The following is a 24630-nucleotide window of genomic DNA, read 5'->3' as shown; positions in this document are numbered from 1 at the left end:
CGCTGCGACGCGTATCGGTGTGATGTCCCCAGGGTCACTGTTCTCTTTAATCTCGTTTGAGCAAGCATTAACCCGAGAGTCCGCGGGGTAACCCCTATCCCGACAGAGGACGCGCACGAGCGCGCGGCAGAACCGTCCAGCCAGCCACGCACAGTGGTCGGACCAGGGCGGAGTGCGGTGGGGGGAGCTCCATGGACGGAGTGGCCGACCTTGTGGTCATCGCACTTCTCGGAGCGTTGACGCTGCTGACCGCGGGTCATGTGCTTGCGCTCCGCTCGCGCAGCCGAGCCGTCGCCGCGCAGGCGCAGCAGTGGGCCGACCGCATCCGGGCCGACGCGGAGAACGCCGCCCGCAGCCACCAGGACCGCCTGCTCGCGGAAGCCGCCGCATACCGGGCAGAACTCGACCGGCGGGAGCAGCGGATCGCCGCCCAGGAGCAGCGCATCGAGAGGGAGCTGCGCCGGTTGGATGCGGCGCGCCGCCAGCTTGACGAGCGGACCGCCCAGCTCGACCAGCGCGCAGCCGAACTGGCCCGCCTAGCAGAAGAACGGCGGGCTGTTTTAGAGCAGGCTGCGGCGCTCACCGCGGAGGAGGCGAAAGCCGCGCTCGTTGCAGACATCGTGGACCAGGCGAAACGGGAAGCCGCTGTCCTCGTCCGCGCGATCGAGCGGGACGCCCGCACGAACGGGGAGGCCCGGGCCCGCAGAATCATCTCCCTGGCGATCCAGCGGCTGGCGGGCGAGCAGACCAGTGAATCGGTGGTCCGCGCCGTGCCCCTGCCCGAGGAGGCGATGAAGGGGCGAATCATCGGCAGGGAAGGGCGGAATATCCGGGCGTTCGAAACAGTGACGGGGGTCGATCTCATCGTCGACGACACCCCGGGGGTGGTGCTGCTGTCGTGCTTTCACCCGCTGCGGCGGGAAACAGCGCGGCTCACCTTGGAGAAACTCGTGGCCGACGGCCGGATCAACCCCCACCGGATCGAAGAAGCCTACGAAGCCAGCCGGCGCGAAGTGGAGCAGCAGTGCGTGCGCGCCGGAGAAGACGCCCTCCTTGAAGTGGGGATCTCCGACATGCACCCGGAGTTGGTGGCGCTGCTCGGACAGTTGCGGTACCGCACCTCGTATGGGCAGAACGTGCTCGCCCACCTTGTGGAAAGCGCCCACTTGGCGGGGATGATGGCCGCTGAACTGGGCGCGGACGTGCCTCTCGCGAAACGGTGCGCGCTCCTCCACGACATCGGCAAGGCGCTCACCCACGAAGTGGAGGGCAGCCACGCGGTGATCGGCGCGCAGCTCGCCCGCCGCTACGGGGAGTGCGAGGAAGTGGCGCACGCGATCGAAGCCCACCACAACGAGGTGGAAGCGCGCACGGTCGAAGCGGTGCTGACCCAGGCCGCGGACGCAATCAGCGGGGGACGGCCGGGGGCGCGGCGCGCCTCCATGGAGTCGTATGTGAAACGGCTGCAGCGGATGGAGGAGATCGCCTACGCCGTCAGTGACGGGGTGGAGAAGGTGTTCGTGATGCAGGCGGGGCGGGAGATCCGGGTGATGGTTCAACCGGAGGCGGTGGACGACGTGCAGGCCCAGGTGATCGCCCGGGACATCGCGAAACGGGTGGAGGAGGAGCTCACCTATCCGGGACAGGTCCGGGTGACGGTGATTCGGGAGTCCCGCGCGGTGGAAACCGCCCGCTGAACGAGGGCGGCCCCGGCCGTCGACCGGCCGGGGCCCGAGAGGCTATTCGGTGGGGGCGGACAGGTCGAGGTCGATCGGGGGCACCCCCGGCGGTGTGAACCCGAAGAACACTTTGCAGTAGAAGGCAAGCTCCTTCTCCAACGCGGTGGCGACAGTGTCGGGCTTGCGGAAACCGTGGCTTTCGTTCTCGAACTCCACGAGGACGTGGGGGACACCGCGTTCCTTGAGGACAGCGGCGAATTCCCGGGCCTGCTCCGGTGGGACGACAGGGTCGTCCGCGCCTTGCAGGAGCAGCACGGGAACGTTGATCTCCGCGACCCGGTTGATCGGGGAGCGCTCCTGGTAGGTGGCGCTGTAACCGGAGAGGACACCGATGAGGGTGTCGAGGTAGCGGGATTCGAAGTCGTGGGTTTCCTGCACGAGCCGAAGCAGGTCGGTGACGCCGTAGTAGGAGACGCCGCAGGCGAACACGTCTTGGGTGAGTGCGAGCAGAGTGGTGAACCCTCCTGCGCTTCCCCCGCGGATCGCCAGCCGGTCGGGGTCGGCGAGGCCCTGGTCGACGAGGCTCTGGGCTGCGGCGACCACGTCTTCCACGTCGACGACCCCCCACTGGCCGTCGAGGCGTTCCCGGTAGGCGCGGCCGTACCCGGTGGATCCGCCGTAGTTGACGTCGATGATGCCGATCCCGCGGCTGGTGAAGTAGGCCTTGTGCAGGTCGAGCCCGGTGGTGGCAGCTCCGGTGGGGCCGCCGTGCACCCAGACGACGTAGGGGGCGGGCCCTTCCCCTTCCATTTCGGGGTTGGTGGGCGGGTAGACGTTGGCGTGCACGGTGGTGCCGTAGCGGCCGGACAGGGACGTGGTACGGGGTTTGGGCAGGTACCCGATGGTGGGGGTTTCGGTGAGCGAGCGGCGGAGCACGGTCGTCGCCCCGTTCTCCGGGTTGAGCCGCACGAGACTGGTCGGCTCGGTGGGGGAGGCGGCGATACCGACCACGGTTTTCCCGTCACTGGCCAGGGTGTGCCAGCTTGTGAACGACGAAGCGAGCGGGGTGAGGTCGGCGGTGTGGGGATCGTAGCGGCCGACCCCCAGGTCCGCGTGGCCGTAGAGCGTGATGAGCTGCCCGTCGTCGAGCACGCAGTAGGGGGTGATCCCCAACTGCCATGGCGGCGGCGTGAACTCGGCTTCGTCCGGGAAGAGCGCCATCGCCTGCCCGTAGAGCCGCGTCTCGTACAGGTTCCACCAGCCGGACCAGTCGGACACGAAGTAGAGGGTCTCGTTGTCCCGCCACTGCGGGTGCAGCACGGACTCTTTCAACCCGCCGCGCAGCGGATGCGAAGTAGTGATCGGCCCGGTCTCCGGAATGTCGGCGACCCGCAACTGGGTGCCCTGCCACGGCATGCGTGGGTGGCTCCAGGAGATCCAGGCGAGTTTGGTCCCGTCCGGTGACGGCACCGGGGAGGCGAAGAAGTCGGCCCCGGTCACCAGGACGCGGACCGCCGACGGGTTGGTGGCGGCCCGCCCCGACAGGGGCACGGAGACGATGGCGCGGGTGACGGTGGTGCCGTCGTGGCTTTCCCGCACACAGATGAGGTGCTTGCGGTCGGGGGAGAGCACGAAGTCGGCGTAGCGGAGCGCACCCGGGCTCTCCGGTTCCGGGGTGAGCGGGCGGGGCTCGCGGGAGCCTTTCTCCAACAGGTAGAGGCGCTGGTCGGAGAAGTTGGCGAAGACGATGCCCCAGCGGGTGATCGCCTTGTCGTCGCGGCGGGGCACAGGCAGGTAGGAGCGGCCTCCATACTCGTGGACCCGGGTCCGCGCATTCCACGGGGCGGGCAGGAGTTCGGTAACGGTGCCGTCAGCAGCGCGGTGCATGACGGTGGTGCGGCCGCCTTCCTCGGGTCGGGATTCCTCCCACCACATCTCATCGGCGACGACAGAGGGGAAACCGAGACGGAGAGCACCTTTGGCGATGTCGGCCGCGGTGATGGGTGAGGACCAGCTCCCGTAGGGCAGGATCACGCGTTCGTTCATAATGCGCTTTCCCTGGCATTGAGTGGGGTGGTGAGGATCAAGAGAGACATTAGCCGCTGGTGAGACGGAATGGGGGAGCCTCACCGCCTGTGCCGGAAGGTGAGGCTCCCCCAGGGGAGTCATGCCAGGTGGGTTACGTGGTTGATCCGGGTGCCCCGAACGTGCCGGAGGCGGCCGTGGTGGGAAGGGCCGTGCCTTTGGTGCCGCCCTTGCTGCTGCGGGCGTTGCGCTTCTCCAGCCAGATCGCCAGACGGCTCAGGGAGATGTTGATGGCGATGTAGATGACCGCGCAGATGAGGGCCGCGGGAATGACGTTGCCGTAGCGGGTGCCGATCAGGGAGAAGCTGCGGAGCAGCTCGGGGAAGGCGATGATGTAGCCGAGCGCGGTGTCCTTGAGCAGGATCACGAGCTGGGCGACGATCGCGGGCATCATGGACCGGACCGCCTGGGGGATGAGGATCCACCACATGACCTGGACCTTGTTCATACCCAGCGAGTAGGCGGCTTCGGACTGGCCTTTGGGTACGGCGTTGATCCCGGCACGGAACACTTCAGCCAGCACCGAGCCGTTGTAGAGGGTGAGCCCGATGACAACGGCGGCGAGCGCGGAGACTTGGAAAGTGCCGGGCTGCAGCGGGGGCAGGCCGAGGAGCGGGCGCACCTGGTTGACGGCCAGCGGCAGCGCCATCGCGAAGAAGATCAGCATGAGCAGCGGGATGCCGCGGAAGAACTCGACGACTGCTCCCGCCGGGATGCGGATCCACGCGTGGTCGGAGAGCCGGGCGATCCCGAACACCAGGCCGAACACGAGGGCGAGCACGGCAGCCCACAGCGCTGCGGTCAGCGTGTTGAGCAGACCCGGGATGACGTAGTCGGTCCACGTGGCCGGGTCGATGAACGGCTGCCAGCGGACTGCCGCCCACTGGCCGTTGGGGTTGACCGCCCACGCCTCAGCGCTGAACAGGGGCGGCGCGCCCTCGCCGAGCGACCGGTTGAACCCCAGGTAGATGATGGCCAGGACGACGAAGAAGCCCACGAGGGTGAGCACAGTGTAGACGGCGTGGCGGATCCGGGCTTTGGGCCCGGGAATGTCGAAGAGAACCTGCTGTGCGCTCACCGGACCACCGCCATTCGCTTGCTCAGCCAGCTAAAGAAGTACCCCACCGGCAGGGTCAGGACGAGGAAACCGATCGCGAAGCCGACGAAGGTCGGCAGGACGGGAGCGATCCCCTGGTCGAACATGAGCTTCATCTGCCGGGATGCTTCTTGGACGCCGAGCCCGGCGACCGACGCGACCGTGGTGTTCTTGATCAGGGCGATGAGGACGCTGCCGAGCGGGCCGATGACGGTGCGCAGTGCCTGCGGGATGATGATGAGGCGCAGGATCTGGGTGAAGGTGAGTCCTAGGGAGCGGGCCGCTTCGGCCTGGCCGACGGGGATGGTGTTGATCCCGGAGCGCAGGGTTTCGGAGACGAAGCACGCCGTGTAGGCGGACAGGCCGATCACCGCCCACCAGAACACGTCCCAGGCCACGCTGTCCGCAAGGCTCAACCCGAGGGCGCTGTTGAGGCCCAGGCCGCAGAAGAGCAGTACCAGGGTGAGGGGGGAGTTGCGGACCGTCTCCACGTAGACGGTGGACACGCCGCGTAGCAGGCCGATGGGGGAGACCCGCATCGCGGTGAGGATGACGCCCAGGATGAAGGAGAACAGGGCGCTGAACAAGGCGAGCCGGACGGTCCAGGAGAAACCGTCGATGACCTTGTCGATGTTGGTGAAGAAGGCTTCCATCAGTCCCAGTCGATAGGAGTGGCCGACGGGGCGGGGCGCCCCGCCGGCCTTGGACGGGTAGCGGGGCTACGCGCAGCCTTCGAGCGGCGGCTGCTCCGTGGCGTACTCAAATCCGGTCTCACCGAAGGCCGCTTCGAGGAATTCGAGGGCCTTGCCCTCCTCCCACATCTTTGTGATGGCCTCGTTGACCTTCTCGCACATCTCCGTGGAGCCCTTCGGCAGGCCGACGCCGTACTTCTCTTCCCCGAAGGGGTTGTTCACCATCCGGTAGGCGTCGGGGTTCTGTGCGGCGAACCCGGCGAGGATGGTGTTGTCGGTGGTGACAGCGTCCACCGTGCCGTTGGCGAGCAGCTCCATGCATTCGGAGTAGTTGCCGGCTTCCCGGAGCTCCGCGCCGATGCCCAGGCCGCCGTTTTCTTCGCTGTCGACGATGTTGTTGGCGGAACGCGACCCGGAAGCAGAGCAGAGCACCTTGCCTTCGAGGTCTTCCGGACCTTGGATGTCCGTGTTGTCGGCGGAGACGATGATGTCCTGCTGGGCGATGTAGTAGGGGCCGGCGAAGTCGACGACGTTCTTGCGTTCGTCGGTGATGGAGTAGGTGGCGACGATCATGTCGACGGTGCCCTGCTGGAGGAACGTCTCCCGGTTGGCGGAGGCGGCTTCCGTCCACTCGATCTGGTCAGGCGAGTAGCCGAGTTCGCCGGCGATGTAGGTGGCGACGTCCACGTCGAAGCCGACCGGCTTGTTGCCTTCGAGGAGGCCGAGGCCGGGCTGGTCGTATTTGACCCCGATGGTGATGGTGTCACCGTTGCCGCTGTCCCCTCCGTTGCCTCCGCCGCCGACTTCGGCGGTACCGCAGGAGGCGAGAGTCAGGGCGAGTGCGGACGCCCCGGCCAGGGCGGCGCTGGTACGGCGGATGCGCATAGTAGTCAACCTTGTCCTCTCTCGTGGTGCGGAGAATCTGGGATGGTGGGTTAGTGGGTGAGGATCTTGGAGAGGAAGTCGCGGGCGCGGTCGGTGCGGGGGTTGGTGAAGAACTCGTTCGGGGTGTTCTCCTCGACGATCTGGCCGTCAGCCATGAACACGACCCTGTCGGCGGCGCGCCGCGCGAAGCCCATCTCGTGGGTGACCACGATCATGGTCATTCCCTCGCGCGCCAGGTCGGTCATGACGTCGAGGACTTCCTGCACCATCTCGGGGTCGAGGGCAGAGGTGGGCTCGTCGAAGAGGAGGACTTTGGGGTTCATCGCCAGGGCACGGGCGATGGCAACCCGCTGCTGCTGACCGCCGGAAAGCTGGGCCGGGTACTTGTGGGCCTGGTCGGCGATGCGGACGCGTTCCAGGAGTTCCAGGCCGCGCAGGGTGGCTTGGGCCCGCGGGATTTTGAGGACTTTGGTGGGCCCGAGCGTGATGTTCTCCAGCACGGTCATGTGGGAGAACAGGTTGAACGACTGGAACACCATGCCGACGTCGCTCCGCAGCCGGGCCAGGGCACGCCCTTCCGCGGGCAAGGGCTGGCCGTTGACCAGGATGCGGCCGCTGTCGATGGTCTCCAGCCGGTTGATCGTGCGGCACAGGGTGGATTTTCCTGATCCCGAGGGGCCGATGATGACGACCACCTCGCCGGCGTTGACGGAGAGGTTGATGTCGCGGAGGACGTGAAGCTCCCCGAAGTGCTTGTTGACGTTCTCCAGGACGACGAGTGGAGTGGCGGTCATGGGATCGGAAACTAGCTTGTGCCGGGGCGTTTGTCACCAGGGGTAGTGCCGTGAATCAGGCAAAGTGGCAGACTTGTTATTCCTAGATTTGTAGAATTGTTAAGTTTGAACCGGAAAAACTAGTCGCTCTGTCTCGTTGAGCGGGGGGTCGACCACCGAAGATGGCCGATTCTGGCCGTTGAGGGGAGAACCGCGGTTCAGAAGGGTAAGAGAAACGTTTAGCCTGGATGGGTGAGCCAGAGTCGTACCTACCAAGTGCGGACCTACGGCTGCCAGATGAACGTCCACGACTCCGAACGGCTCTCCGGACTGCTGGAGGCCGCGGGGTACCAGCGGGCAGCCGAAGGCACCACGCCGGATGTCGTTGTTTTCAACACCTGTGCGGTGCGTGAGAACGCGGATAACCGCCTCTACGGCAACCTAGGCCAGTTGCGGCCGGTCAAGGATGCCAACCCGGACATGCAGATCGCGGTGGGCGGGTGCCTGGCGCAGAAGGACCGCGGGGAGATCATTCGCCGCGCCCCCTGGGTCGACGTGGTCTTCGGGACGCACAACATCGGCTCGCTGCCCGCATTGCTGGAACGCGCCCGCGTGCAGCGGGAAGCCCAAGTGGAGATCGTCGAGTCGTTGGAGCGGTTCCCCTCCACGCTGCCCACCCGGCGCGAGTCGGTGTACGCGGCGTGGGTGGCGATCTCGGTGGGCTGCAACAACACGTGCACGTTCTGTATCGTTCCGGCGCTGCGCGGCAAGGAGAAGGACCGCCGCCCCGGCGACATTTTGGCGGAGATCCGCGCGGTCGTGGCCGAAGGGGCGATCGAGGTCACCCTGCTGGGGCAGAACGTCAACGCCTACGGTTCGGAGTTCGGCGACCGGCAGGCGTTCTCCAAACTGCTGCGGGCCTGCGGTGAGATCGAAGGATTGGAGCGGGTGCGGTTCACCTCCCCCCACCCGCGTGATTTCACCGACGACGTGATTGCAGCGATGGCGGAGACCCCCAATGTGATGCCGCAGTTGCACATGCCGCTGCAGTCGGGTTCTGACCGGATTCTGCGGGCGATGCGCCGCTCCTACCGGGCCGAGCGGTTCCTGCGGATCGTGGAGAAGGTGCGGGAAGCGATCCCGGACGCGGCGATCACCACCGACGTGATCGTCGGGTTCCCCGGGGAGACCGAGGAGGACTTCGCCGAGACCTTGCGGGTGATGGAGGAGGTGCGGTTCGCGCACGCCTTCACCTTCCAGTACTCCAAGCGCCCGGGCACTCCGGCGGCGTCGATGGACAACCAGGTGCCCCGAGAAGTGGTGAAAGAGCGCTACCAGCGGCTCTTGGAGCTGCAGGAGCGTATCTCCGAGGAGGAGAACGCCAAGTTCGTGGGCCGCGAAGTGGAGGTTCTGGTCGCCGAGGGCGAGGGCCGCAAGGACGATGTGCACCGTCGCATGTCGGGCCGGGCCCGTGACAACCGCCTCGTGCATTTCGCGGTGGACGAGGGTGTGACGGTACGCCCCGGCGACATGGTCACGGTGGAGGTGACGTACGCGGCGCCCCACCACCTGGTGGCGGATTCGGGGATTCGGAACCTGCGGCGCACCCGCGCCGGCGACGCGTGGGAGGCGCGCAACGCCCCAGAGCGGCGGCCTACCGGGGTGCTGCTGGGCATGCCGAAGGTGGGGGCGCCGGAGCCGCAGCCGAGCGTGGTGGGCGGCTGCTGCGATTCTTGACGCGGATTCGTTGTGTTGCGGGGACGGGCCCGGTGACGCCGGACCGTCCCCGTCTGCTTCGGTCACAGTTCCCGCTGTTCGTGGACGTCGAAGACGAGGTCGCAGGCGTCGCGCACACCGTCGTTGTGGGTGGCGATGACGACCGCGCAGCCTTGTTCGCTCATCTCACGGAGCACGTTCACCACCATTGCGCTGTTGGCGCTGTCTAGGGCCCCGGTGGGTTCGTCGGCTAGCACCAGGGTGGGCTGTTTGACCATGAGTCGGGCGAGAGCGACGCGCTGCTGTTCTCCACCGGATAGGTAGTGCACTTTCTCGTTTTCGCGTCCTGCGAGGCCGACGCGTTCGAGGATGCGCGCGTAGTCGGGGCGGGTGCCGCGTCTGCGAGCAACATCAAGGTTGGCTTTGACGGTGGCGTTGTCGATGAGCGCGTAGTCCTGGAAGAGGTAGCCGAGTTTGTCGCGGCGGAATCGGCGTCGTCCGCCGGGGCCGAGCCGGGTCAGGTCGGTGTTGTCGAACAGGATGTGGCCGCTGCTCGGCCGTTCGAGGAGGCCGATGCAGTTGAGCAGCGTGGTTTTTCCTGACCCGCTGGCGCCGACGAGGGCGAGCATCCGTCCTGCGGGGACGGTGAGGTTGAGGTTGCGCCAGAGGGTGCGTGTGCCGAAGGACTTGGTGAGGTTTTTGACGGTGATCATGGGCTTTCTGGGTGGTTAGGCCTGTGAGGCGCCTTCGCGGACGATTCGGCGGTGGAAAAGGGCCAGCGCTGCGACGGTGATGGCCAGGGAGGCGGCGGCGATCCCGAGAGCGTAGAACGGTTCGATGCCGCTGACCTCTGTTCTTCCCAGGGTTCCGAGAAGAGGATCGTTTTGGGCAGCCAATTGCATCTGCAAGGTGTCAAGGGTGTCCCAGGTGATCCAGCCGACGAACCCTGCGGCGATGGCGAGTTCGGCGGCGAGGAGGCGCCGGTGGGTGGCGAGGAAGGTCCAGCCGCTGATGTGGCGGGCGAAGATGGTTTGGGCCCGGGCTCGCGCATAGACCACGCAGGCGGCCACCGCGGTCAGTAGGAGCACAGCGCTCACACCGGCAAGGTTGAAGAGCTGACTGCGGAGAGCGATCAAGGTAGTTGCGTGGTCCTGTGCGGCATTCGCGGTAAGGGTTTCGACCATGGAGATATACCGCGCAGCTTCTGGATTGGTCTCGCGGAACGCGGTGACGACGTCCGGGTCAGGGAAGATCGTCGACCCTCTGGTCATGTAGGTGACATAGGCCCTTTCCGACAGGACTTTCCCGTTGGGGAGCACAACGACGATCGGCTCATACACCAAGGGGAGGTAGGAGGGGGCCGCAGAGTTCTGGACGCCGTAGGTGAACAGGGTCTGGCCATTGGCAGCAGGAAGCACTTCGACCGTCCCCTCCGCCTCGGGCGTCTGATGGGGTGCGAGCCACCGCTCCAATCCCGCGACGAGCCGGTCGGTGGAGATGCCGGAGGATTCCGGAACGATCACGCGAATGGTTTCATTCGGACCGTAGCGTTCCCCGCTGGGGGAGAGGAGTTCCTGCTCAGCGAGATAGGTGTCGTTGACGAGCAGGACGGAAGCGTCCTCAGCGGGCTGATCAGTGCCGGTGGACGGGTCGAAGAGGAGTTGGGAGAGAGGGATGTGGATTGTCAGCACCATGGAGCCTTCGGCATCCATCTGCTGCAGCCATGGACCGAGGAGGCTGTCGACGGCCTGTTCGTCTTCCTCTGTTGCCCAGCCGTAGTCGGAGCTCAACGAGATCAGTGAGGTATCGCCCTGCTGTTCGTACAACTGCAGGCCTACCTGCTGGTCCCGGGCCTCCTGGGCGTGGAGCACCACCGCGCTAAGGATCACGAAGGCCATCGCTAGGACGGGGATACGCACCAGGTAGATAGCGACAGTGGTGCTGCGCACCGGCAGCCGGCCTTTGAGTGCGGGCAGGATCTCGGTGGTGTGGACGAGGCCGAGGACCGCGGCGTGGGCGATGAGGCAGGAAAGCGCGAGGACCGCCAGGAATGTCAGTGCGAAGAGCGTGTAGTGGCCGAGCTGGTTCCACCCGTTGTAGAAGCCGAGGAACGCCAGGGTGACGCCAGCCACCGAGGGGAGGGCAATAGCCCAAAGCCGGACGACTTTGCCGAGGTCGCTGAGGAGGATGCGGGTATAGGAGTGCCCTTGCAGGCGCATGACGGCGTAGTCACGCGCGGACAGCAGGACCCCGGCACCGACCGCGGTGACGGTGGCGAGCAGGGAAACAGCGAGGAGATTGAAGAGGTGGCCACCCAGGAAGTAGTGCCAGATCTGAGAAACCTGCATCCCGGAGGATTCGTGCAGGCCGTGGTCGGCGAGCGCCTCGAGGAGAGCAGGACGGGCTTCCGGGGCGCCGAAGATGTGGTAAGAGCCGTTGGGGCCGACATCCCGGAATTCGGTGATGGGATGGGTTTCCAGGGTGTAATTGCGGCTGAAGGCAGGGTACCCGTCGGCTAACCAGCGGGCGTAGCGGGAATCTGGGTCAGAGACCGCCAGGTACATGTGGGCCCGTGTCCCGGGCTCGTGCACGTCGGGGACGGTGTAGCCGATCGCGGCATCGTAGTCGTCGGCAACCTGCTGCACCGTACGCGCGACTTCGTCAATGTCATGGATCCCCTCATTCTCGGTGATCCATACCAGTTCGAAGCTTTCGAGGGTGATAAAAGTCCGTTCGGCTGTGACCGCGAGGAGAAAAGCGATGAGCGCGGCAAGAGCAGCGCACGCGGTGTAGGCGAAGGAGAGTGTTCGGTTCGGCACCTGGTGGTCCTGTCAACAATGGCTGCGGCGGGCCCGCCGATGCAGGGTGTTCCGGCGGGCCCGCACGATGAAGAGAAGAGAGGTCAGCAGGTGGTCCGCCAGTACGCCTGGTTGTTGGCGATGGCGCGCGGAGCGTCCGCCAGAGACCAGTAGCCGGCAGGGGCGGAAGCGCGGACCGTCTTCGTGCCGACGGCGGTGGAGCCGTGGCAGACGGAGCCGTGGTAGTAGTCCGAGTAGACGATGCTGCTGGTGAGACCGTGGTCCCAGATGCCGCCCCCGACGTACTCCACTGCCGCCGCAGCGACGCCGACGGCTCCTGCGGTGAGACCAGCGGAGATGAGGAGGGTGGCGCAGGTGCGCTTGAGTGCGTTCATGGAAACTCCTCGTGACCGGAAATTGCGCGGTAGTGAATGGAAAGTCCATGGACCATGAGGTCCGTTCGGCGGCTATTTCCCTGATGCTCTGTACTAGGGATGCGGCATTTCGGGGAGATGCCGATGGTGCACGTGTCCCCAGGGGTGAAACCGTGGTGGAGGTTGTGCGGCTGCCGTCCGAGTGGCCGCGGACACTCGGAATCCCTCGATTCCGCCGGCCGCCGATCGTTCGATCACAACGGAAACGGTTTCTGCGGTCCGAATGTGAAACCAGAGGTGATCATTGAGGGAGTTTTAGTGTGGTTTCCCTATCCGATAATCCGTCCTCCTTGAAGGGGTTTTGGAAAGATTTCTTTGGATTGTGCGGCCACACAGTAGGCGAGACTAACAGCCCAGGTTTGGGGATTTCAATGGTTTTCTCTTGGTGATTTTTCGAATCTCATCCCCCTTGTGGATGGTTCCTGAGCTGGGGTTTCCCTGTGTGTGTCCGCGGTGTCGGTAAAAGTGTGCAGCTCAGAGCCGTGGATGCGCAATAAAGAAGGAATAGAGTGTGATGGATGACACATTTCGTGTGATGGGATAGTTCCTGTAGGGGAGAGTGTGAAGACTGAAACTGTGCTCATATTTTTAATTGACTGAAAGGTTGGCAATGTGTGGATTTGTCCCTAAAGTGGCAAATGGATGAAAGTTGAATTTTGTCGAAATAATGTGAAGGATAATTCTCTGTATTTCAGAAAAGAAGGCGTCCTGCTGTAGCGTCCGGGGCAGCGGTTCTCCGCCGATGCGGGAAGCAGGCGCCGCAGCTCAAGTCGCGGAGTGCAAGCGGCGGGTCGCGGGAATCCACGCCAGGCGTGCCCCGCGGGCCTGGTACGGGATCGCCTAGCCGCCGCCCGCCGAGGCCCGGCCACACTTGCGAGCGTGGAGAAAACGCGGGTGCCGGGAAGCTCGTCTCAGGACTGCTCGTCGCGCGTGGCTGACCGGAAGCAGAGGTCAGAGTGCTCGCAGACCAGCGCGAACGCCCGATCCACCAGGTCGGGGGCGTCGTAGGGCAGCCAGTGCACCCGCGGATCACGGCGGAACCACGATTCCTGGCGGCGGGCGAACCGCCGGGTAGCCCGTACGGTCTCCTCCTTGGCCTCCTCTTCCGTGCACTCCCCGGCCAGGAAGCGGAGAATCTGGGCGTAGCCCAGGGCCCGGGAGGCGGTGAACCCGTCGCGCAGCCCCGCCTTCTCCAGGGCACGCACCTCGTCCACCAGGCCCGCCTCCCACATGCGGTCCACGCGGAGTGCGATCCGCTCGTCCAGTTCCGGGCGGGGCGCAGTCAACCCGATCTGCACGCACGGGTAGCGGGAGACGTGGTCGGGCAAGGTCGCGGTGAACGGTCCCCCGGTGATCTCGATGACTTCCAGGGCGCGCACGATACGCCGTCCGTTGGTGGGCAGGATCGCCCGGGCCGCCTCAGGGTCGAGGCGCGCCAGCCGGGCATGCAGGGCGAGCGGCCCCTGTTCGGCGAGTTCAGCCTCCAAACGGGCCCGGACCTTCGGGTCGGTGCCGGGGAAGTCGAGTTCGTCCAAGGCGGCCCGCACGTACAGTCCAGAGCCGCCCACGAGGACGGGCACCCGGCCTGCGGCGTGGAGGTCGTCGATGACCGCGCGGGCCATGCGCTGGTAGTCGGCCACGTTCGCGGTCTGGGTCACCTCCCAGACGTCGAGCAAGTGGTGGGGGACGCCGCGCCGTTCCTCCGGGGTGAGCTTGGCCGTGCCGATGTCCATGCCCTGGTAGAGCTGCATGGAGTCGGCGTTGATGATTTCGGCGGGGAGGCCGTGCTCGGTCAGGCGCAGCGCCAGGGCGACGCTGAGGTCAGACTTGCCCACTGCGGTCGGTCCGACGACCGCGATCACTGTGCTCATGCCTTAAGTGTGGCAGTGGACGGCGTGTGGCGGGCGGGTTCGCAGCGGGAAACGCGGACGCGGCGTGAGCCAGGAATCTAGGATGAACCCATGCGTTTCGCCAAGGGCCACGGCACAGAGAACGATTTCGTCATTCTTCCCGACCCGGACGGGGAGCTCGACCTCGATGCAGCGACGGTTGCCGCACTGTGCGACCGGCGCGCCGGTCTGGGAGCGGACGGGGTGCTGCGAGTGGTCCGGACCAAAGCATTGGACGAGCCGTTGACGGGGGAGGCGGCGACCGCGCAGCGCTGCGAGTGGTTCATGGACTACCGCAACGCTGACGGCAGTGTGGCGGAGATGTGCGGCAACGGGGTGCGGGTGTTCGCCCGCTATCTTCAGGAGGCCGGCCTGGTCGGCGCCGCAGCCTTCGAAGTGGGCACGCGGGCCGGGGCACGCCACGTGGTGCTGGAGCCCGACGGGAACATCACCGTCGACATGGGGCCGGTGCGGATCCTGGGGCCGGGGAGTGCCCGGTTGGCCGACGGCCCGGTGCACGGGACGCGGATCTCGGTGGGGAACCCGCATTTGGCGTGCCGGGTGGCGCGGCCTGTCGCCGAAGTCGACTTGAGCGCTCCTCCGCTGCTGCGGGCTGAGGAGTTCCCGCAGGGCGCCAACGTGGAAGTGTTCCGCGAAGTCGCCTCGGGCGTATTGGAGATGCGCGTCTACGAGCGCGGGGCCGCTGAGACCCGGTCCTGCGGTACGGGGATTGTGGCTGCCGCGGCCGCCGCGACTCCCCCGGGCGAGGATGCCCGGTGGACGGTGCGGGTGCCGGGCGGGGAGTGCACGGTGGTGCTCGAGTCTGGAGCAGCTCGGCTGAGCGGCCCCGCGGTGATCGTCGCCGAGGGGGACGTCCGGCTGTCTGCGCTCCGGTGAGCGGTAGCGCGGTGGGCCGCCGGGTCGTGGTCCCGCTGCTGCGGCGGGTGCTGCGGCGGGCGGTGCTGCTGTTCACCGCGGTGAGCTGTGTCTACTTTCTGGCGGCCGCCACGCTGCATCCCCGGGAGAACTTCGAGGCGCAGCGGCCGCCCCCGCCTCCTGCCGCGGTGGATGCCGCTTTGGACGCCGCTAATCTCAACGACCGCACGCCCCTGTTCCAGCGGTATGCGGTGTGGATTTCGGGGATAGCGGTCGGCGACTTCGGACGCACGTGGGACGGGGCTTCGGTCAACGAGGAGCTGTCCCGGCGGATCGGGGTGAGTGTGCGGCTGCTGGCGGCCGGGGCCGTGCTCGGCTGTATCGGCGGGGTGGCGCTGGGCACGTGGACGGGCAGCCGGGTGCGGGGGAGCGCAGACCGGGCCGTGACTGCGCTGTCGCTGCTGGTGATCTCCGTGCCGGTAGTGGTGCTCGCCGTGGCGCTCCAGCACGTGGGGGTGTGGGCCAACCAGGTGGCGGGGATGGATCTGGTGCGGGTCACCGGGGAGGCTACGCCCGGGTTCTCCGGCGGGGTGGGGGAGCAGGCGCTCGACCGGCTGCGCCACCTGGTACTGCCGACACTGGCGGTGGCGCTCCCGCAGATCGCCTTGTACAGCCGGTACCAGCGTTCGCTGATCGCCGATCAGGTGGGCGCCGAGTATCTGCGCACGGCGCGGGCTAAGGGGATGACCCGGTCGCAGGCGGTGGTGCGGCACGCGCTGCGGGTCACGCTGATTCCGGCGGCCGCGTATTTCAGCTATTCCCTGGCTGTGCTGCTGACCAGTACGGTTTTCACCGAGCAAGTGTTCGGATGGCACGGGGTCGGCGAGTACCTGTTCGAAGCGGTAGGGCAGGGGGATGTGAACGCGGTTGCGGCGGTCTGCTGTTTCGGGGCGGTGTGCGTGACCGCGGCAGGAGTGGTCTCTGATCTGGTGCGTGCGGTGGTGGATCCGCGGAGCCAGGCGGGATAACGCCTGGGAAATACCGGGTTCCCCGTTCCCAAGCGGAGTACTATTTTCCCCAATTGTTCCATTGGTGCCTTTTGTCAAGGCGATCATGGCGCGTCGGCCCGGCGGAGCACCGGAGTCTGCCCCGGACTCCGCAGCGGAACGGCCCAGGGCATTTGGGGGACAAGTGCGAACAGGGAAACGGCGTGCGATTTCGGTGGGAGCATTCGTGCTCACCCTGACCGCCGCGCTGGCAGGCTGCCAGGCGGAAGTGGACCACAGGCAGGCAGCCCCGGAACCCGCAACAGCCGCAATCAACGCCGTAGACCGCGCGCTCGTAGCCGACGGCGGCACCTTGACCTGGGGGATCAACGAGTTCCCCACCCAGTGGAACCCCCACCATCAGGCCGGAAACCTCGCCGCCGTGCACACGGTCCTCGAAGCGCTGCTGCCCATCCCGTTCCGGGTCGATGAACGGGGTGAAGCCCACCCCAACCCCGACTATGTGATCGACGTGTCGGTCACCACCGAACCCGAACAGGTCGTCACCCTCACCCTCAACCCGGAGGCTGCCTGGTCCACCGGGGACCCCATCACCTGGCGCGACTACGCGGCCATGGCCGAAGCCTTGTCGGGAAGCAACCCGGAGTATCAGGCGCTCGGCACTGTCGGCTACGACCGGATCGCTGAAGTACGCAAGGGGAAGAACAAGTACCAGGTCGTCATCGTCTTCGAACAGCCGTTCTCCGAGTATCCGGCGCTGTTCTCGCCCCTGCTCCCCGAGGAGTACACCGCGGACCCGGAATCCTTCAACACCGGATACCTCGAGCAGATCCCGGTCACCGCGGGACCGTTCGACGTGGCGGAGCTCGACCTCGTCGCCCAGACCATCACCCTGGAGCGCAACGCGGACTGGTGGGGTGACCCGGCCCGGCTCGAGGCGATCATCTTCCGCACGCTGGCCCCCGACGCGCTGGACGCGGCCTTCCTCGACGGCAGCATCGACCTGTACGCGCTCTCCCTCGACTCCGGGTCCTATGAGCGGATCCGCTCCGCACCGGGCACGGAGATCCGGGCTGCACTGGGCGCCGACTACCGGCACATCACCCTCAACGGGCAGACCCCGATCCTCAAGGACGTGGACGTCCGCCACGCGATCTTCCTGGGGATCAACCGCGAAGTGCTCGCCACAGCGGCGCTGGGCACCCTGGGATGGGAGCCGCGGGTGCTCAACAACCGGTTCCTCATGCCCGAACAGCCCGGCTATGCCGACAACAGCGGCGAGTGGGGGAAGTACGACCCCGACCGGGCCGCGCAACTGCTGGAGGAAGCAGGCTGGACCGCGGCCCAGCCCGGCGAGGTGCGCACTCGTGACGGCAAGCCGCTGACGCTGCGGTTCATCGTCCCGCAGGGGTATGCGCCGGCGTGGGAGGAAGCCGAACTGGTGCAGTCGATGCTCGCCGAGATCGGGGTGGACATCAAGATCACGAGTGTGCCGGGCAACCAGTTGTTCAGCAAATACGTCCAGCCCGGCAACTACGACCTGGTCGCTTTCGTCAACAGCGGCAGGGGGTTCCCGGTCTTCGACTCGCTGCACCAGTGGCTCGACGCGGTCGACGACGCCGACGGGAAGCCGCAGTGGCGGACCAATGTCGGCCGGATCGGCTCCCCCGAGGTGGACCAGGCCCTGTACGGCGCGCTCGAGGCCCTCGACCGCGGCACCGCAATCGAACAGCTCAACAAAGCCGACCGGCTGCTGTGGGAGCTCGGCCACACCCTGCCCCTCTACCAGCGGCCGCAGATCTACGCGGTCCGCGACACCCTGGCCAATGTGGGGGCTCCCGGGCTGGGCACGCTGGACTACGCCGACATCGGCTACGTGGTGCAGGAATGAGCAGGCGCCCCTGCACCGCGGCCGAGCCGGGTGGGGGCGCCGAGGCGATGCGGCCGAGTGTTACGGCATCCGCTCGTAGGCCGGAAGCGTGAGGAACTCCGCGTAGTCCTCGGCCAGGGCGACCTCCTTGAACAGCGCAGTGGCGCGGTCCAGCAGGTCGGCGTCGAGGGACGTGGTCTCGCGGATCGTCGCCAGCTCCTCGGAGATGAGGCGCTCCACGAGCTCGGTGGTGACCTTGGCGCCGTCGTCCAAGGTGACGTCGTTGTGGAGCCACTGCCAGATCTGGGAGCGGGAGATCTCCGCGGTCGCGGCGTCCTCCATCAGGTTGTGGATGGCCACCGCGCCGCTGCCGCCCAGCCACGCGGCCAGGTACTGGATGGCGACGTTGATGTTGTTGCGCAGGCCCGCCTCGGTGATGCCGCCTTCGGCGCTGGAGATGTCCAGCAGGTCAGCGGCGGTCACCGACACGTCGTCGCGCTGCCGGTCGATCTGGTTGGGGCGGTCGCCCAGCACACCGTCGAAGACCTCCATAGCGACGGGGACCAGGTCGGGGTGGGCCACCCACGAGCCGTCGAAGCCGTCGTTGGCTTCGCGGGTCTTGTCGTCACGGACCTTGGCCAACGCCACCTTGTTGATCTCGGGGTCGCGCCGGTTGGGGATGAACGCGGACATGCCGCCGATAGCATGCGCGCCGCGCTTGTGGCAGGTCTTGACCAGCAGCTCGGTGTAGGCGCGCATGAACGGCGCGGTCATGGTCACCGCGTTGCGCTCAGGCATGAGGAACTGGCGGCCGCGCGTGCGGTGCGTCTTGATGATGCTGAACAGGTAGTCCCACCGGCCGGCATTGAGCCCTGCGGAGTGCTCCCGCAGCTCGTAGAGGATCTCCTCCATTTCGAAGGCGGCGGGGATGGTCTCGATGAGCACGGTGGCGCGGATGGTGCCCCGTTCGATGCCCAGCGCCTCCTGGGCCCGGATGAAGATGTCGTTCCACAGCCGGGCTTCCAGGTGGCTCTGCATCTTCGGCAGGTAGAAGTAGGGGCCTTTGCCCTTGGCGATCTGGCGGCGGGCGCAGTGGAAGAAGTACAGCGCGAAGTCGACGATGCCGCCGGAGGTGCGCTGTCCGTCGACGAGGATGTGCTTCTCGTCCAGGTGCCAGCCGCGCGGGCGGACCACGATGGTGGCCAGCTCGGAGTCGTCCTTGAGCGCGTAGCGCTTGCCTTCCGGGCTGGTGAAGTCGATGGTGCGGTCGAGGGCGTCCCGCAGGTTGAGCTGGCCTTCGATCATGTTCTCCCATAGGGGGGTGTTGGCGTCTTCAAAGTCGGCCAGCCACACTTTCGCACCCGAGTTGAGCGCGTTGATGGTCATCTTGCGGTCGGTGGGGCCAGTGATCTCGACACGGCGGTCGACCAGCCCCGGGGCAGGCGGGGCGACGCGCCAGTCCGGATCTTCGCGGATGGCCTTGGTCTCCGGCAGGAAGTCCAGGTTGGCGCCCGCGGAGATCTCTTCCTGACGGCGCTTGCGTGCGGCGAGGAGCTCCTGACGGCGCGGCTCGAACCGGCGGTGCAGGTCAGCGAGGAATTCGAGCGCTTCCGTGGTCAGGATCTCGTCGTACCTGTCCTTCATCGGACCGGTGATCTCGACTCCGTGGGGAGTACCCATGGCACCAAACCTTCCGCATGGCGAAACTTGCTTTTGTTATGTGGAATTGACGCTACTCTGCCCGTCCTGGCAGGTCAACGCAGTCTCCGTGCTACGAGGCGCAAATTTTTCGCTCATGCGGAAATATTGAAGTTTTTTCTGGGTTAAACATGGGTAAAGAACACCTGTTCTTTGCTTAAGGGGGATGTTCTGGGGCTGCTGGGACGGCGGAGCGCCTCAAAAACCACCTGACTTCTGGCGGTACCCGTGGGACGATCGGGGGAGGAACCACGGTGACGCCGTGTTAGCACTCACCAGATGGATATGACGCGTACTTCTCTCAACCTCAACGACCACACACTCCGCACCGGATCAAGCGTCGACACGGAAGACTCTGTGCCAGCCCATTTCGACGGAATCGACACGACCACCCCGGGAGAGGCCGAGCTGCAGGACCGCCTCGCGCTGCGCCGGGTCAACGGACTGTCCACCGAACTCCACGACATCACCGAAGTCGAGTACCGGTCGCTGCGGTTGGAGCGCGTGGTACTCATCGGCGTGTGGACCAGCGGCACTCAGGAGGATGCCGACAACTCCCTGTTCGAACTCAAACAGCTTGCGGAAACCGCGGGCGCCGTGGTTCTCGCCGGACTCACCCAGCGCCGGTCCAAACCGGACCCGGCTACCTACATCGGCAGCGGCAAGGCCGCTGAACTCCGCGACATCGTGGAGGCCACCGGAGCTGACACCGTCATCTGCGACGGGGAGCTCACCCCCGGCCAGCTGCGCCAACTGGAAGAAGCGGTCAAGGTCAAGGTGATCGACCGGACCGCGCTCATCCTCGACATCTTCGCCCAGCACGCCCGCAGCCGCGAAGGTAAAGCCCAAGTGGAACTGGCGCAGCTCACCTACCTGCTGCCGCGGCTCCGCGGATGGGGTGAGGCCCTGTCCCGCCAGACGGGCACGTCCGGCGGCGGCAACGGCGGAGTGGGGCTGCGCGGTCCCGGTGAGACCAAGCTGGAAACCGACCGGCGCCGCATCCACCGGCGGATGGCCAAGCTCCGTCGCGAACTGGCGCACATGGCGGTGGCCCGCGAAGTGAAACGCGACCGGCGCCGCAGCCGCAAAGTGCCTGCCGTCGCCATCGCCGGGTACACCAACGCGGGCAAGTCCAGCCTGCTCAACCGGATCACCGGTGCCGGGGTCCTCGTGGAGGACGCGCTGTTCGCCACCCTGGACCCGACCGTGCGCCGGGCACGCACCCCGGACGGTCGCCTCTTCACCCTGAGCGACACCGTCGGATTCGTGCGGCACCTGCCGCACCAGCTCGTGGAAGCGTTCCGCTCCACCTTGGAGGAGGTCACCGAAGCCGACCTCATCCTCCACGTCGTGGACGGCTCCCACCCTGACCCCGAGCAGCAGATCGCCTCGGTACGGCAGGTTTTCGCGGAGATCGACGCCACGGACATCCCCGAGCTGATCGTCATCAACAAGATCGACGCCGCCGACGAGACACAGCTCAGGCAGTTGCGCACCAAGTACCCCGGCATGGTCGAAGTCTCCGCACGCACCGGGGAAGGCATCGGCGAGCTGCTCCAAGCGATCGCCGAAGCCCTGCCCGAATCGGAGCACGAGGTCACCGTGCTGCTGCCCTACGAGCGGGGCGACCTGGTCTCCCGCATCCACCAGGAAGGCCGGATCCTTAGCGAGGAGCACACCGCCTCCGGCACGGTCCTCCACGCCTGGGTGTCCCCGGAACTCGCCGGTCAACTGGACCGATACGCCACCGTGGCCTCATAGCTAGAGCCTAACCGAACAAAAACGGCGGAACCTCTTGTGAGGTTCCGCCGTTTACTGTTCAGCCGCAAAGGTGTACATCTCAGCGCTCTATGAACTACGGTTGCCTTCACCCGAAGTTGACGGATGCTGCTGCCCGGCCTCGTTCCGGCCGCGTTGACCCCCCAGCTACGGCAAGGCATCGATATGAAGTCGTGTGAAGACTGTTCGTGTGACGTGGTCGTCTTCCGGGTCCGGGGGACGGCCGTGGCAGCGCGGACGGGCGAGCGGTGAAACAATGACGGTACGGCTGTTGACGAACATCGGACGACTATGGACCGGCGTCGAACTGATCAGCAACGCCGCCATCGTCATGCGCGATGGGATCATTGCCTGGGTTGGCCCAGCCGCCAGCCTGCCCCAGAGCATTCCCGGAGTGATTGACCACATCGCCGACGCCCAGATCGACAACGCGGGCGGCGCGCTCGTCACCCCCGGGCTCATCGACGCCCACGCCCACCCCGTCTACGCGGGGAACCGGTACGCCGAAATCTCCGCGCGCAGCGAGGGAGCCTCCCAGAGCGACATCGTCGCCGCGGGCGGCGGTGTCTCCTCCACCGTCACCGTGACCCGGGGCACCGACCCGTGGACCCTCTGCAACGACGTGCGAGACCGGCTCCGCCACTGGCTGCTGTGGGGCACCACCACCGTAGAAGCGAAAACCGGCTACCACCTGACCCGCGACGGGGAGCTCGCCGATGTGCGCCTGCTGCGCTCCCTCGAAGAAGAACCCGGAATGCCGCGGCTGCACGTCACCTTCTTCGCTGCGCACGCGATACCGCCCGAATACTTCGGCCGCCACCGCGACTACGTGCAGGCGGTCGGCTCCTGGCTGGGGGACGCCGCCCAGGCCGGGGCGGACGGGGTCGACGTCTACTGCGACAACCGCCAGTTCACCACAGAAGACGCGCGCTGGATCCTCACCCTAGGGCGCGCTGCCGGCCTCAAAACACGGATCCACGCCTGCTCCAAACCCCGGCACGGCGCGGTGCGCATGGCCGCGGAAATGCAGTGCAACTCGGTGGACCTGCTCCACGAGACCGACGAGGAAGACCTGGTGGCGCTCGCCCGGACGAAGACACCGGTCGTGGTCTGCCCCACCGCGTCCCTCAACGAGTGCCGCACCCCGCCGGTCCGCGCCCTCCTCGACCACGGAGTCCCTGTAGCACTGGGCACCGACCACAACCCGGCGCACTGCGGTACCACCATGATGTCGCTGGTCGTGTGCATGGCGATCGGGCTGTACGGGCTCAGCGTGCAAGAAGCCCTGCGCGCCGCCACCGTCGGCGGGGCCCAGGCACTGGGCACGCTGGACCGCGGCGTGATCGCCGTGGGGAAGGTCGCGGACGTCGTCCAGTGGGACGCCGAGCACGAAGGCGCTTTCGCCTGGTCCTACGGGCTCAAAGCGATGCGGGTGTGGCGCGGCGGAGAGCCCCTCCGCTGACCCTGCGGCACACGCCACGGTGCGGGCCGGAGCCGATGCCCACGATCAGCCCCGAAGCGCCGCGGCATGGGCGCGCAGGTAGGCGAGGTCCGTGCGGTAGATGGCGTCGTGCCCCTCGGCACAATGCCGGGCGAACGCTGCATCCCCTGCCGCTGCCCGCTCCCTCATGAACTCCACCAAGGCCACCAAGCGTTCCTGAGCGACTGCGAGGAGCATCGCACGGTCCGCCGCGCTCGTGAGCCCGTAGGCGGCCGTGAACAGTTCCAACCGCCGTGCCTGCTCCGCCACAGGCACGTCCTCACCGATCGTGCCGGGCGCGCTCAACGGCACGAACCGGTAGGCGGCCAACGCGAGATCCCAGAGACGCGGCCCCGGATGCGCCGCGTCGAAGTCGATGAACGCCACCGGCAGCCCGGTGCGGAACACGGTGTTGTAGGGCGCCACGTCACCGTGGCAGATCACCTCGCGGGGAGCGCGTTCCGGCAACTGCCACACCGCGTCGCGCGGCGGAACGAACCCCACGGTCGCGTCGTGGTAGCGTCGCAGCAGCCAGCCGCCCCGCAGCGGCCAGGGCCGCATCCCGGCGCGCATACGCGGGCACCGGATCGGTGGCCACTGCCCCCGCCACAAAGTCGAGAATCTCCCGCCCCTGATCGTCGACACCGTGCACGCGGGGCGCCCCGGAAAACCCTGCCGCCGCCACATGCCGCAGCAGTGCGTGCACCGCAGGAGTCCACGGGCCGGTAGGGCGGAGTACGACGGCCCCGACCCGGACCACCTGGTTGACCCCGCCGCGGAATACCTCGCTGTCCACAGGACGACGACCCTAAGCCACCCGCGGCACGGCCGCCGCTCCGGACCGTCTACCGCCGGCCACGGGCCGCCACGATTTCGATCACCGCCCGCTCCAGGGCATAGGCCGGGTCCCGGCCCGCGCCTTTCACGAGGGCGTCGGTTTCCGCCACCACCCGCATCGCCTGCGCCACCCCCCGCGGAGTCCAGCCGCGCGCCTGCTGGCGAAGCGTACGCAGCTTCCACGGCGGCACCTTGGCCTGTTTCGCGAGTTCCGACTCGGACAGGCCGCGCGAGGACTGCACCACCACCGCGAGACCGCGCACCGCGCTCGCCAACGCGCTGGTGATCAGCACCGGTGCCATGCCCACCGCCAACGACCAGCGCAACTGCTCCAACGCTTCAGCGAGCCGCCCCTCCACGGCACGGTCCGCCACGGTGAACCCGGACGCTTCCGCCTTCCCCCGGTGGTAGCGGGCCACCGCCTCGGCGTCGACCCGACCCTCGGTGTCGGCGATGAGCTGGGTGCAGGCCGCCGCGATCTCCCGCAGGTCCGTGCCGACCGCGTCCAAGAGCGCCTGCGCGGCGTCCGCGGTGATCTTCCGTCCCGCGCGGTCGAACTCGCCTTTGATGAACGCGATCCGCTCCGACGCCTTCGTTGGCTTGGCGCAGTCGATCCGGTGGGCTCCGGCCTGCAGCGCAGCCTGCAGCAGCGCCTTGCCTTTCGCGCCGCCCGCATGGACGAGCACCAGCACCACGTCGTCGACGGGATCTTTCACGTAGTCGGTGATCACCCCGGCGGGCTCCTTGGTGAGGTCCTGCGCTGAGCGCAACACCACCACCCGGCGGTCCCCGAACAGCGACGGCGAGGTGACTTCGACCAATTTCCCGGCGCTCACCTGGGACGGCATCAGGTCGTGCACGTCGACTTCCGGATCGGTGGCGCGCACCGCGGCCACCACTTCAGCGACGGCGCGGTCGACGAGCAGCTCCTCGTCGCCGACGATGACGGTCAGCGGCGGAACGGAGGTGGAGTCCATGGACGTCAGCATGCCATGCTGCGGTGACCTCCGGGCCTCCCCTGCGGGTGGGCCCGGAG

At 66.9% G+C, this 24630-nt stretch carries 19 protein-coding genes; 7 read left to right on the top strand and 12 right to left on the bottom strand.

Features of this window, described 5'->3' with window-relative positions:
- Nucleotides 1-191 precede the first annotated feature (191 nt).
- Nucleotides 192-1697, top strand: coding sequence for a ribonuclease Y (gene rny, locus TF1_RS03650; RefSeq protein WP_011291252.1), 1506 nt, complete (start codon nucleotides 192-194; stop codon nucleotides 1695-1697).
- Between the two features lie 42 nt (nucleotides 1698-1739).
- Here the strand turns inward: rny and TF1_RS03645 are convergent, their stop codons facing one another.
- The 5 genes from TF1_RS03645 to TF1_RS03625 form a co-directional block, all read right to left on the bottom strand.
- Nucleotides 1740-3725: a S9 family peptidase gene (locus TF1_RS03645; RefSeq protein WP_016188354.1), complete on the bottom strand. Its 1986-nt coding sequence runs from the start codon at nucleotides 3723-3725 to the stop codon at nucleotides 1740-1742.
- Between the two features lie 133 nt (nucleotides 3726-3858).
- Complete coding sequence (locus TF1_RS03640; RefSeq protein WP_011291254.1) at nucleotides 3859-4842, bottom strand: amino acid ABC transporter permease; 984 nt, start codon at nucleotides 4840-4842, stop codon at nucleotides 3859-3861.
- Entirely contained in the window at nucleotides 4839-5513 is a 675-nt protein-coding gene (locus tag TF1_RS03635; protein WP_011291255.1) for an amino acid ABC transporter permease, read from the bottom strand. The genes TF1_RS03640 and TF1_RS03635 overlap by 4 nt, the downstream gene beginning before the upstream one ends.
- A 66-nt stretch (nucleotides 5514-5579) precedes the next feature.
- On the bottom strand, nucleotides 5580-6437 hold the full coding sequence (locus TF1_RS03630) for a glutamate ABC transporter substrate-binding protein (RefSeq protein WP_011291256.1): 858 nt from the start codon (nucleotides 6435-6437) through the stop codon (nucleotides 5580-5582).
- A gap of 50 nt (nucleotides 6438-6487) precedes the next feature.
- Nucleotides 6488-7231, bottom strand: coding sequence for an amino acid ABC transporter ATP-binding protein (locus TF1_RS03625; RefSeq protein WP_011291257.1), 744 nt, complete (start codon nucleotides 7229-7231; stop codon nucleotides 6488-6490).
- Between the two features lie 255 nt (nucleotides 7232-7486).
- Here TF1_RS03625 and miaB point away from each other — a divergent pair, with 255 nt between their 5' ends.
- Nucleotides 7487-8947: a tRNA (N6-isopentenyl adenosine(37)-C2)-methylthiotransferase MiaB gene (miaB, locus tag TF1_RS03620; protein WP_016188355.1), complete on the top strand. Its 1461-nt coding sequence runs from the start codon at nucleotides 7487-7489 to the stop codon at nucleotides 8945-8947.
- Nucleotides 8948-9009: 62 nt separating this feature from the next.
- Here miaB and TF1_RS03615 read toward each other — a convergent pair whose 3' ends face one another.
- The 4 genes from TF1_RS03615 to miaA form a co-directional block, all read right to left on the bottom strand.
- Nucleotides 9010-9639, bottom strand: coding sequence for an ATP-binding cassette domain-containing protein (locus TF1_RS03615; protein WP_011291259.1), 630 nt, complete (start codon nucleotides 9637-9639; stop codon nucleotides 9010-9012).
- A gap of 15 nt (nucleotides 9640-9654) precedes the next feature.
- The gene (locus tag TF1_RS03610; RefSeq protein WP_011291260.1) at nucleotides 9655-11745 is read right to left on the bottom strand and encodes a bacteriocin-associated integral membrane family protein; all 2091 of its coding nucleotides are present in this window, start codon (nucleotides 11743-11745) and stop codon (nucleotides 9655-9657) included.
- An 83-nt stretch (nucleotides 11746-11828) separates the two neighbouring features.
- Nucleotides 11829-12119, bottom strand: coding sequence for a lactococcin 972 family bacteriocin (locus TF1_RS03605; RefSeq protein WP_011291261.1), 291 nt, complete (start codon nucleotides 12117-12119; stop codon nucleotides 11829-11831).
- Between the two features lie 950 nt (nucleotides 12120-13069).
- Nucleotides 13070-14029 (bottom strand): tRNA (adenosine(37)-N6)-dimethylallyltransferase MiaA, encoded by a 960-nt coding sequence (miaA, locus tag TF1_RS03600; protein WP_011291262.1) that lies wholly within the window; start codon nucleotides 14027-14029, stop codon nucleotides 13070-13072.
- A 90-nt stretch (nucleotides 14030-14119) separates the two neighbouring features.
- Here miaA and dapF point away from each other — a divergent pair, with 90 nt between their 5' ends.
- From dapF to TF1_RS03585, 3 genes are all read left to right on the top strand, one after another.
- A complete protein-coding gene (gene dapF, locus TF1_RS03595; protein WP_011291263.1) occupies nucleotides 14120-14944 on the top strand; it encodes a diaminopimelate epimerase in 825 nt (274 codons plus the stop codon).
- The gene (locus tag TF1_RS03590; RefSeq protein ID WP_061783629.1) at nucleotides 14941-15951 is read left to right on the top strand and encodes an ABC transporter permease; all 1011 of its coding nucleotides are present in this window, start codon (nucleotides 14941-14943) and stop codon (nucleotides 15949-15951) included. Before dapF ends, TF1_RS03590 begins: the two co-directional genes overlap by 4 nt.
- A gap of 205 nt (nucleotides 15952-16156) precedes the next feature.
- The gene (locus tag TF1_RS03585) at nucleotides 16157-17821 is read left to right on the top strand and encodes an ABC transporter family substrate-binding protein (RefSeq protein ID WP_255266134.1); all 1665 of its coding nucleotides are present in this window, start codon (nucleotides 16157-16159) and stop codon (nucleotides 17819-17821) included.
- Nucleotides 17822-17881: 60 nt separating this feature from the next.
- On the opposite strand, the gene aceB is transcribed toward TF1_RS03585, so the two are convergent.
- On the bottom strand, nucleotides 17882-19480 hold the full coding sequence (gene aceB, locus TF1_RS03580; RefSeq protein WP_011291266.1) for a malate synthase A: 1599 nt from the start codon (nucleotides 19478-19480) through the stop codon (nucleotides 17882-17884).
- A gap of 303 nt (nucleotides 19481-19783) precedes the next feature.
- On the opposite strand from aceB, the gene hflX reads away from it, so the two are divergent.
- Together hflX and TF1_RS03570 are read left to right on the top strand one after the other, a co-directional pair.
- Nucleotides 19784-21259 carry a GTPase HflX gene (gene hflX / locus TF1_RS03575; RefSeq protein WP_016188359.1) on the top strand — a complete coding sequence of 492 codons (1476 nt, stop codon included), beginning with the start codon at nucleotides 19784-19786 and terminating at the stop codon, nucleotides 21257-21259.
- A gap of 274 nt (nucleotides 21260-21533) precedes the next feature.
- Entirely contained in the window at nucleotides 21534-22739 is a 1206-nt protein-coding gene (locus TF1_RS03570) for an imidazolonepropionase (RefSeq protein WP_011291268.1), read from the top strand.
- Between the two features lie 45 nt (nucleotides 22740-22784).
- Here the strand turns inward: TF1_RS03570 and TF1_RS03565 are convergent, their stop codons facing one another.
- Together TF1_RS03565 and holA are read right to left on the bottom strand one after the other, a co-directional pair.
- Nucleotides 22785-23330, bottom strand: a complete 546-nt coding sequence (locus tag TF1_RS03565) for a phosphotransferase (protein WP_199850770.1) — start codon at nucleotides 23328-23330, stop codon at nucleotides 22785-22787.
- Nucleotides 23331-23602: 272 nt separating this feature from the next.
- The gene (gene holA / locus TF1_RS03560) at nucleotides 23603-24571 is read right to left on the bottom strand and encodes a DNA polymerase III subunit delta (RefSeq protein WP_038043404.1); all 969 of its coding nucleotides are present in this window, start codon (nucleotides 24569-24571) and stop codon (nucleotides 23603-23605) included.
- Between the last annotated feature and the right edge of the window lie 59 nt (nucleotides 24572-24630).

The sequence above is a fragment of the Thermobifida fusca NBRC 14071 = JCM 3263 genome (genome assembly GCF_001592045.1).
Lineage (GTDB): Bacteria > Actinomycetota > Actinomycetes > Streptosporangiales > Streptosporangiaceae > Thermobifida > Thermobifida fusca.
This window is presented reverse-complemented; position numbering and strand designations above follow the sequence as displayed.

What these genes read in the sequence shown, in the direction of transcription:
- TF1_RS03625 (WP_011291257.1), bottom strand. Translation starts at nt 7,231, where the DNA reads ATGACCGCCACTCCACTCGTCGTCCTGGAGAACGTCAACAAGCACTTC.
- dapF (WP_011291263.1), top strand. Translation starts at nt 14,120, where the DNA reads ATGCGTTTCGCCAAGGGCCACGGCACAGAGAACGATTTCGTCATTCTT.
- aceB (WP_011291266.1), bottom strand. Translation starts at nt 19,480, where the DNA reads ATGGGTACTCCCCACGGAGTCGAGATCACCGGTCCGATGAAGGACAGG.
- hflX (WP_016188359.1), top strand. Translation starts at nt 19,784, where the DNA reads ATGACGCGTACTTCTCTCAACCTCAACGACCACACACTCCGCACCGGA.
- holA (WP_038043404.1), bottom strand. Translation starts at nt 24,571, where the DNA reads ATGGACTCCACCTCCGTTCCGCCGCTGACCGTCATCGTCGGCGACGAG.
- TF1_RS03645 (WP_016188354.1), bottom strand. Translation starts at nt 3,725, where the DNA reads ATGAACGAACGCGTGATCCTGCCCTACGGGAGCTGGTCCTCACCCATC.
- TF1_RS03565 (WP_199850770.1), bottom strand. Translation starts at nt 23,330, where the DNA reads ATGCGCGCCGGGATGCGGCCCTGGCCGCTGCGGGGCGGCTGGCTGCTG.
- miaA (WP_011291262.1), bottom strand. Translation starts at nt 14,029, where the DNA reads ATGAGCACAGTGATCGCGGTCGTCGGACCGACCGCAGTGGGCAAGTCT.
- TF1_RS03635 (WP_011291255.1), bottom strand. Translation starts at nt 5,513, where the DNA reads ATGGAAGCCTTCTTCACCAACATCGACAAGGTCATCGACGGTTTCTCC.
- TF1_RS03570 (WP_011291268.1), top strand. Translation starts at nt 21,534, where the DNA reads ATGACGGTACGGCTGTTGACGAACATCGGACGACTATGGACCGGCGTC.
- TF1_RS03615 (WP_011291259.1), bottom strand. Translation starts at nt 9,639, where the DNA reads ATGATCACCGTCAAAAACCTCACCAAGTCCTTCGGCACACGCACCCTC.
- TF1_RS03630 (WP_011291256.1), bottom strand. Translation starts at nt 6,437, where the DNA reads ATGCGCATCCGCCGTACCAGCGCCGCCCTGGCCGGGGCGTCCGCACTC.
- rny (WP_011291252.1), top strand. Translation starts at nt 192, where the DNA reads ATGGACGGAGTGGCCGACCTTGTGGTCATCGCACTTCTCGGAGCGTTG.
- TF1_RS03605 (WP_011291261.1), bottom strand. Translation starts at nt 12,119, where the DNA reads ATGAACGCACTCAAGCGCACCTGCGCCACCCTCCTCATCTCCGCTGGT.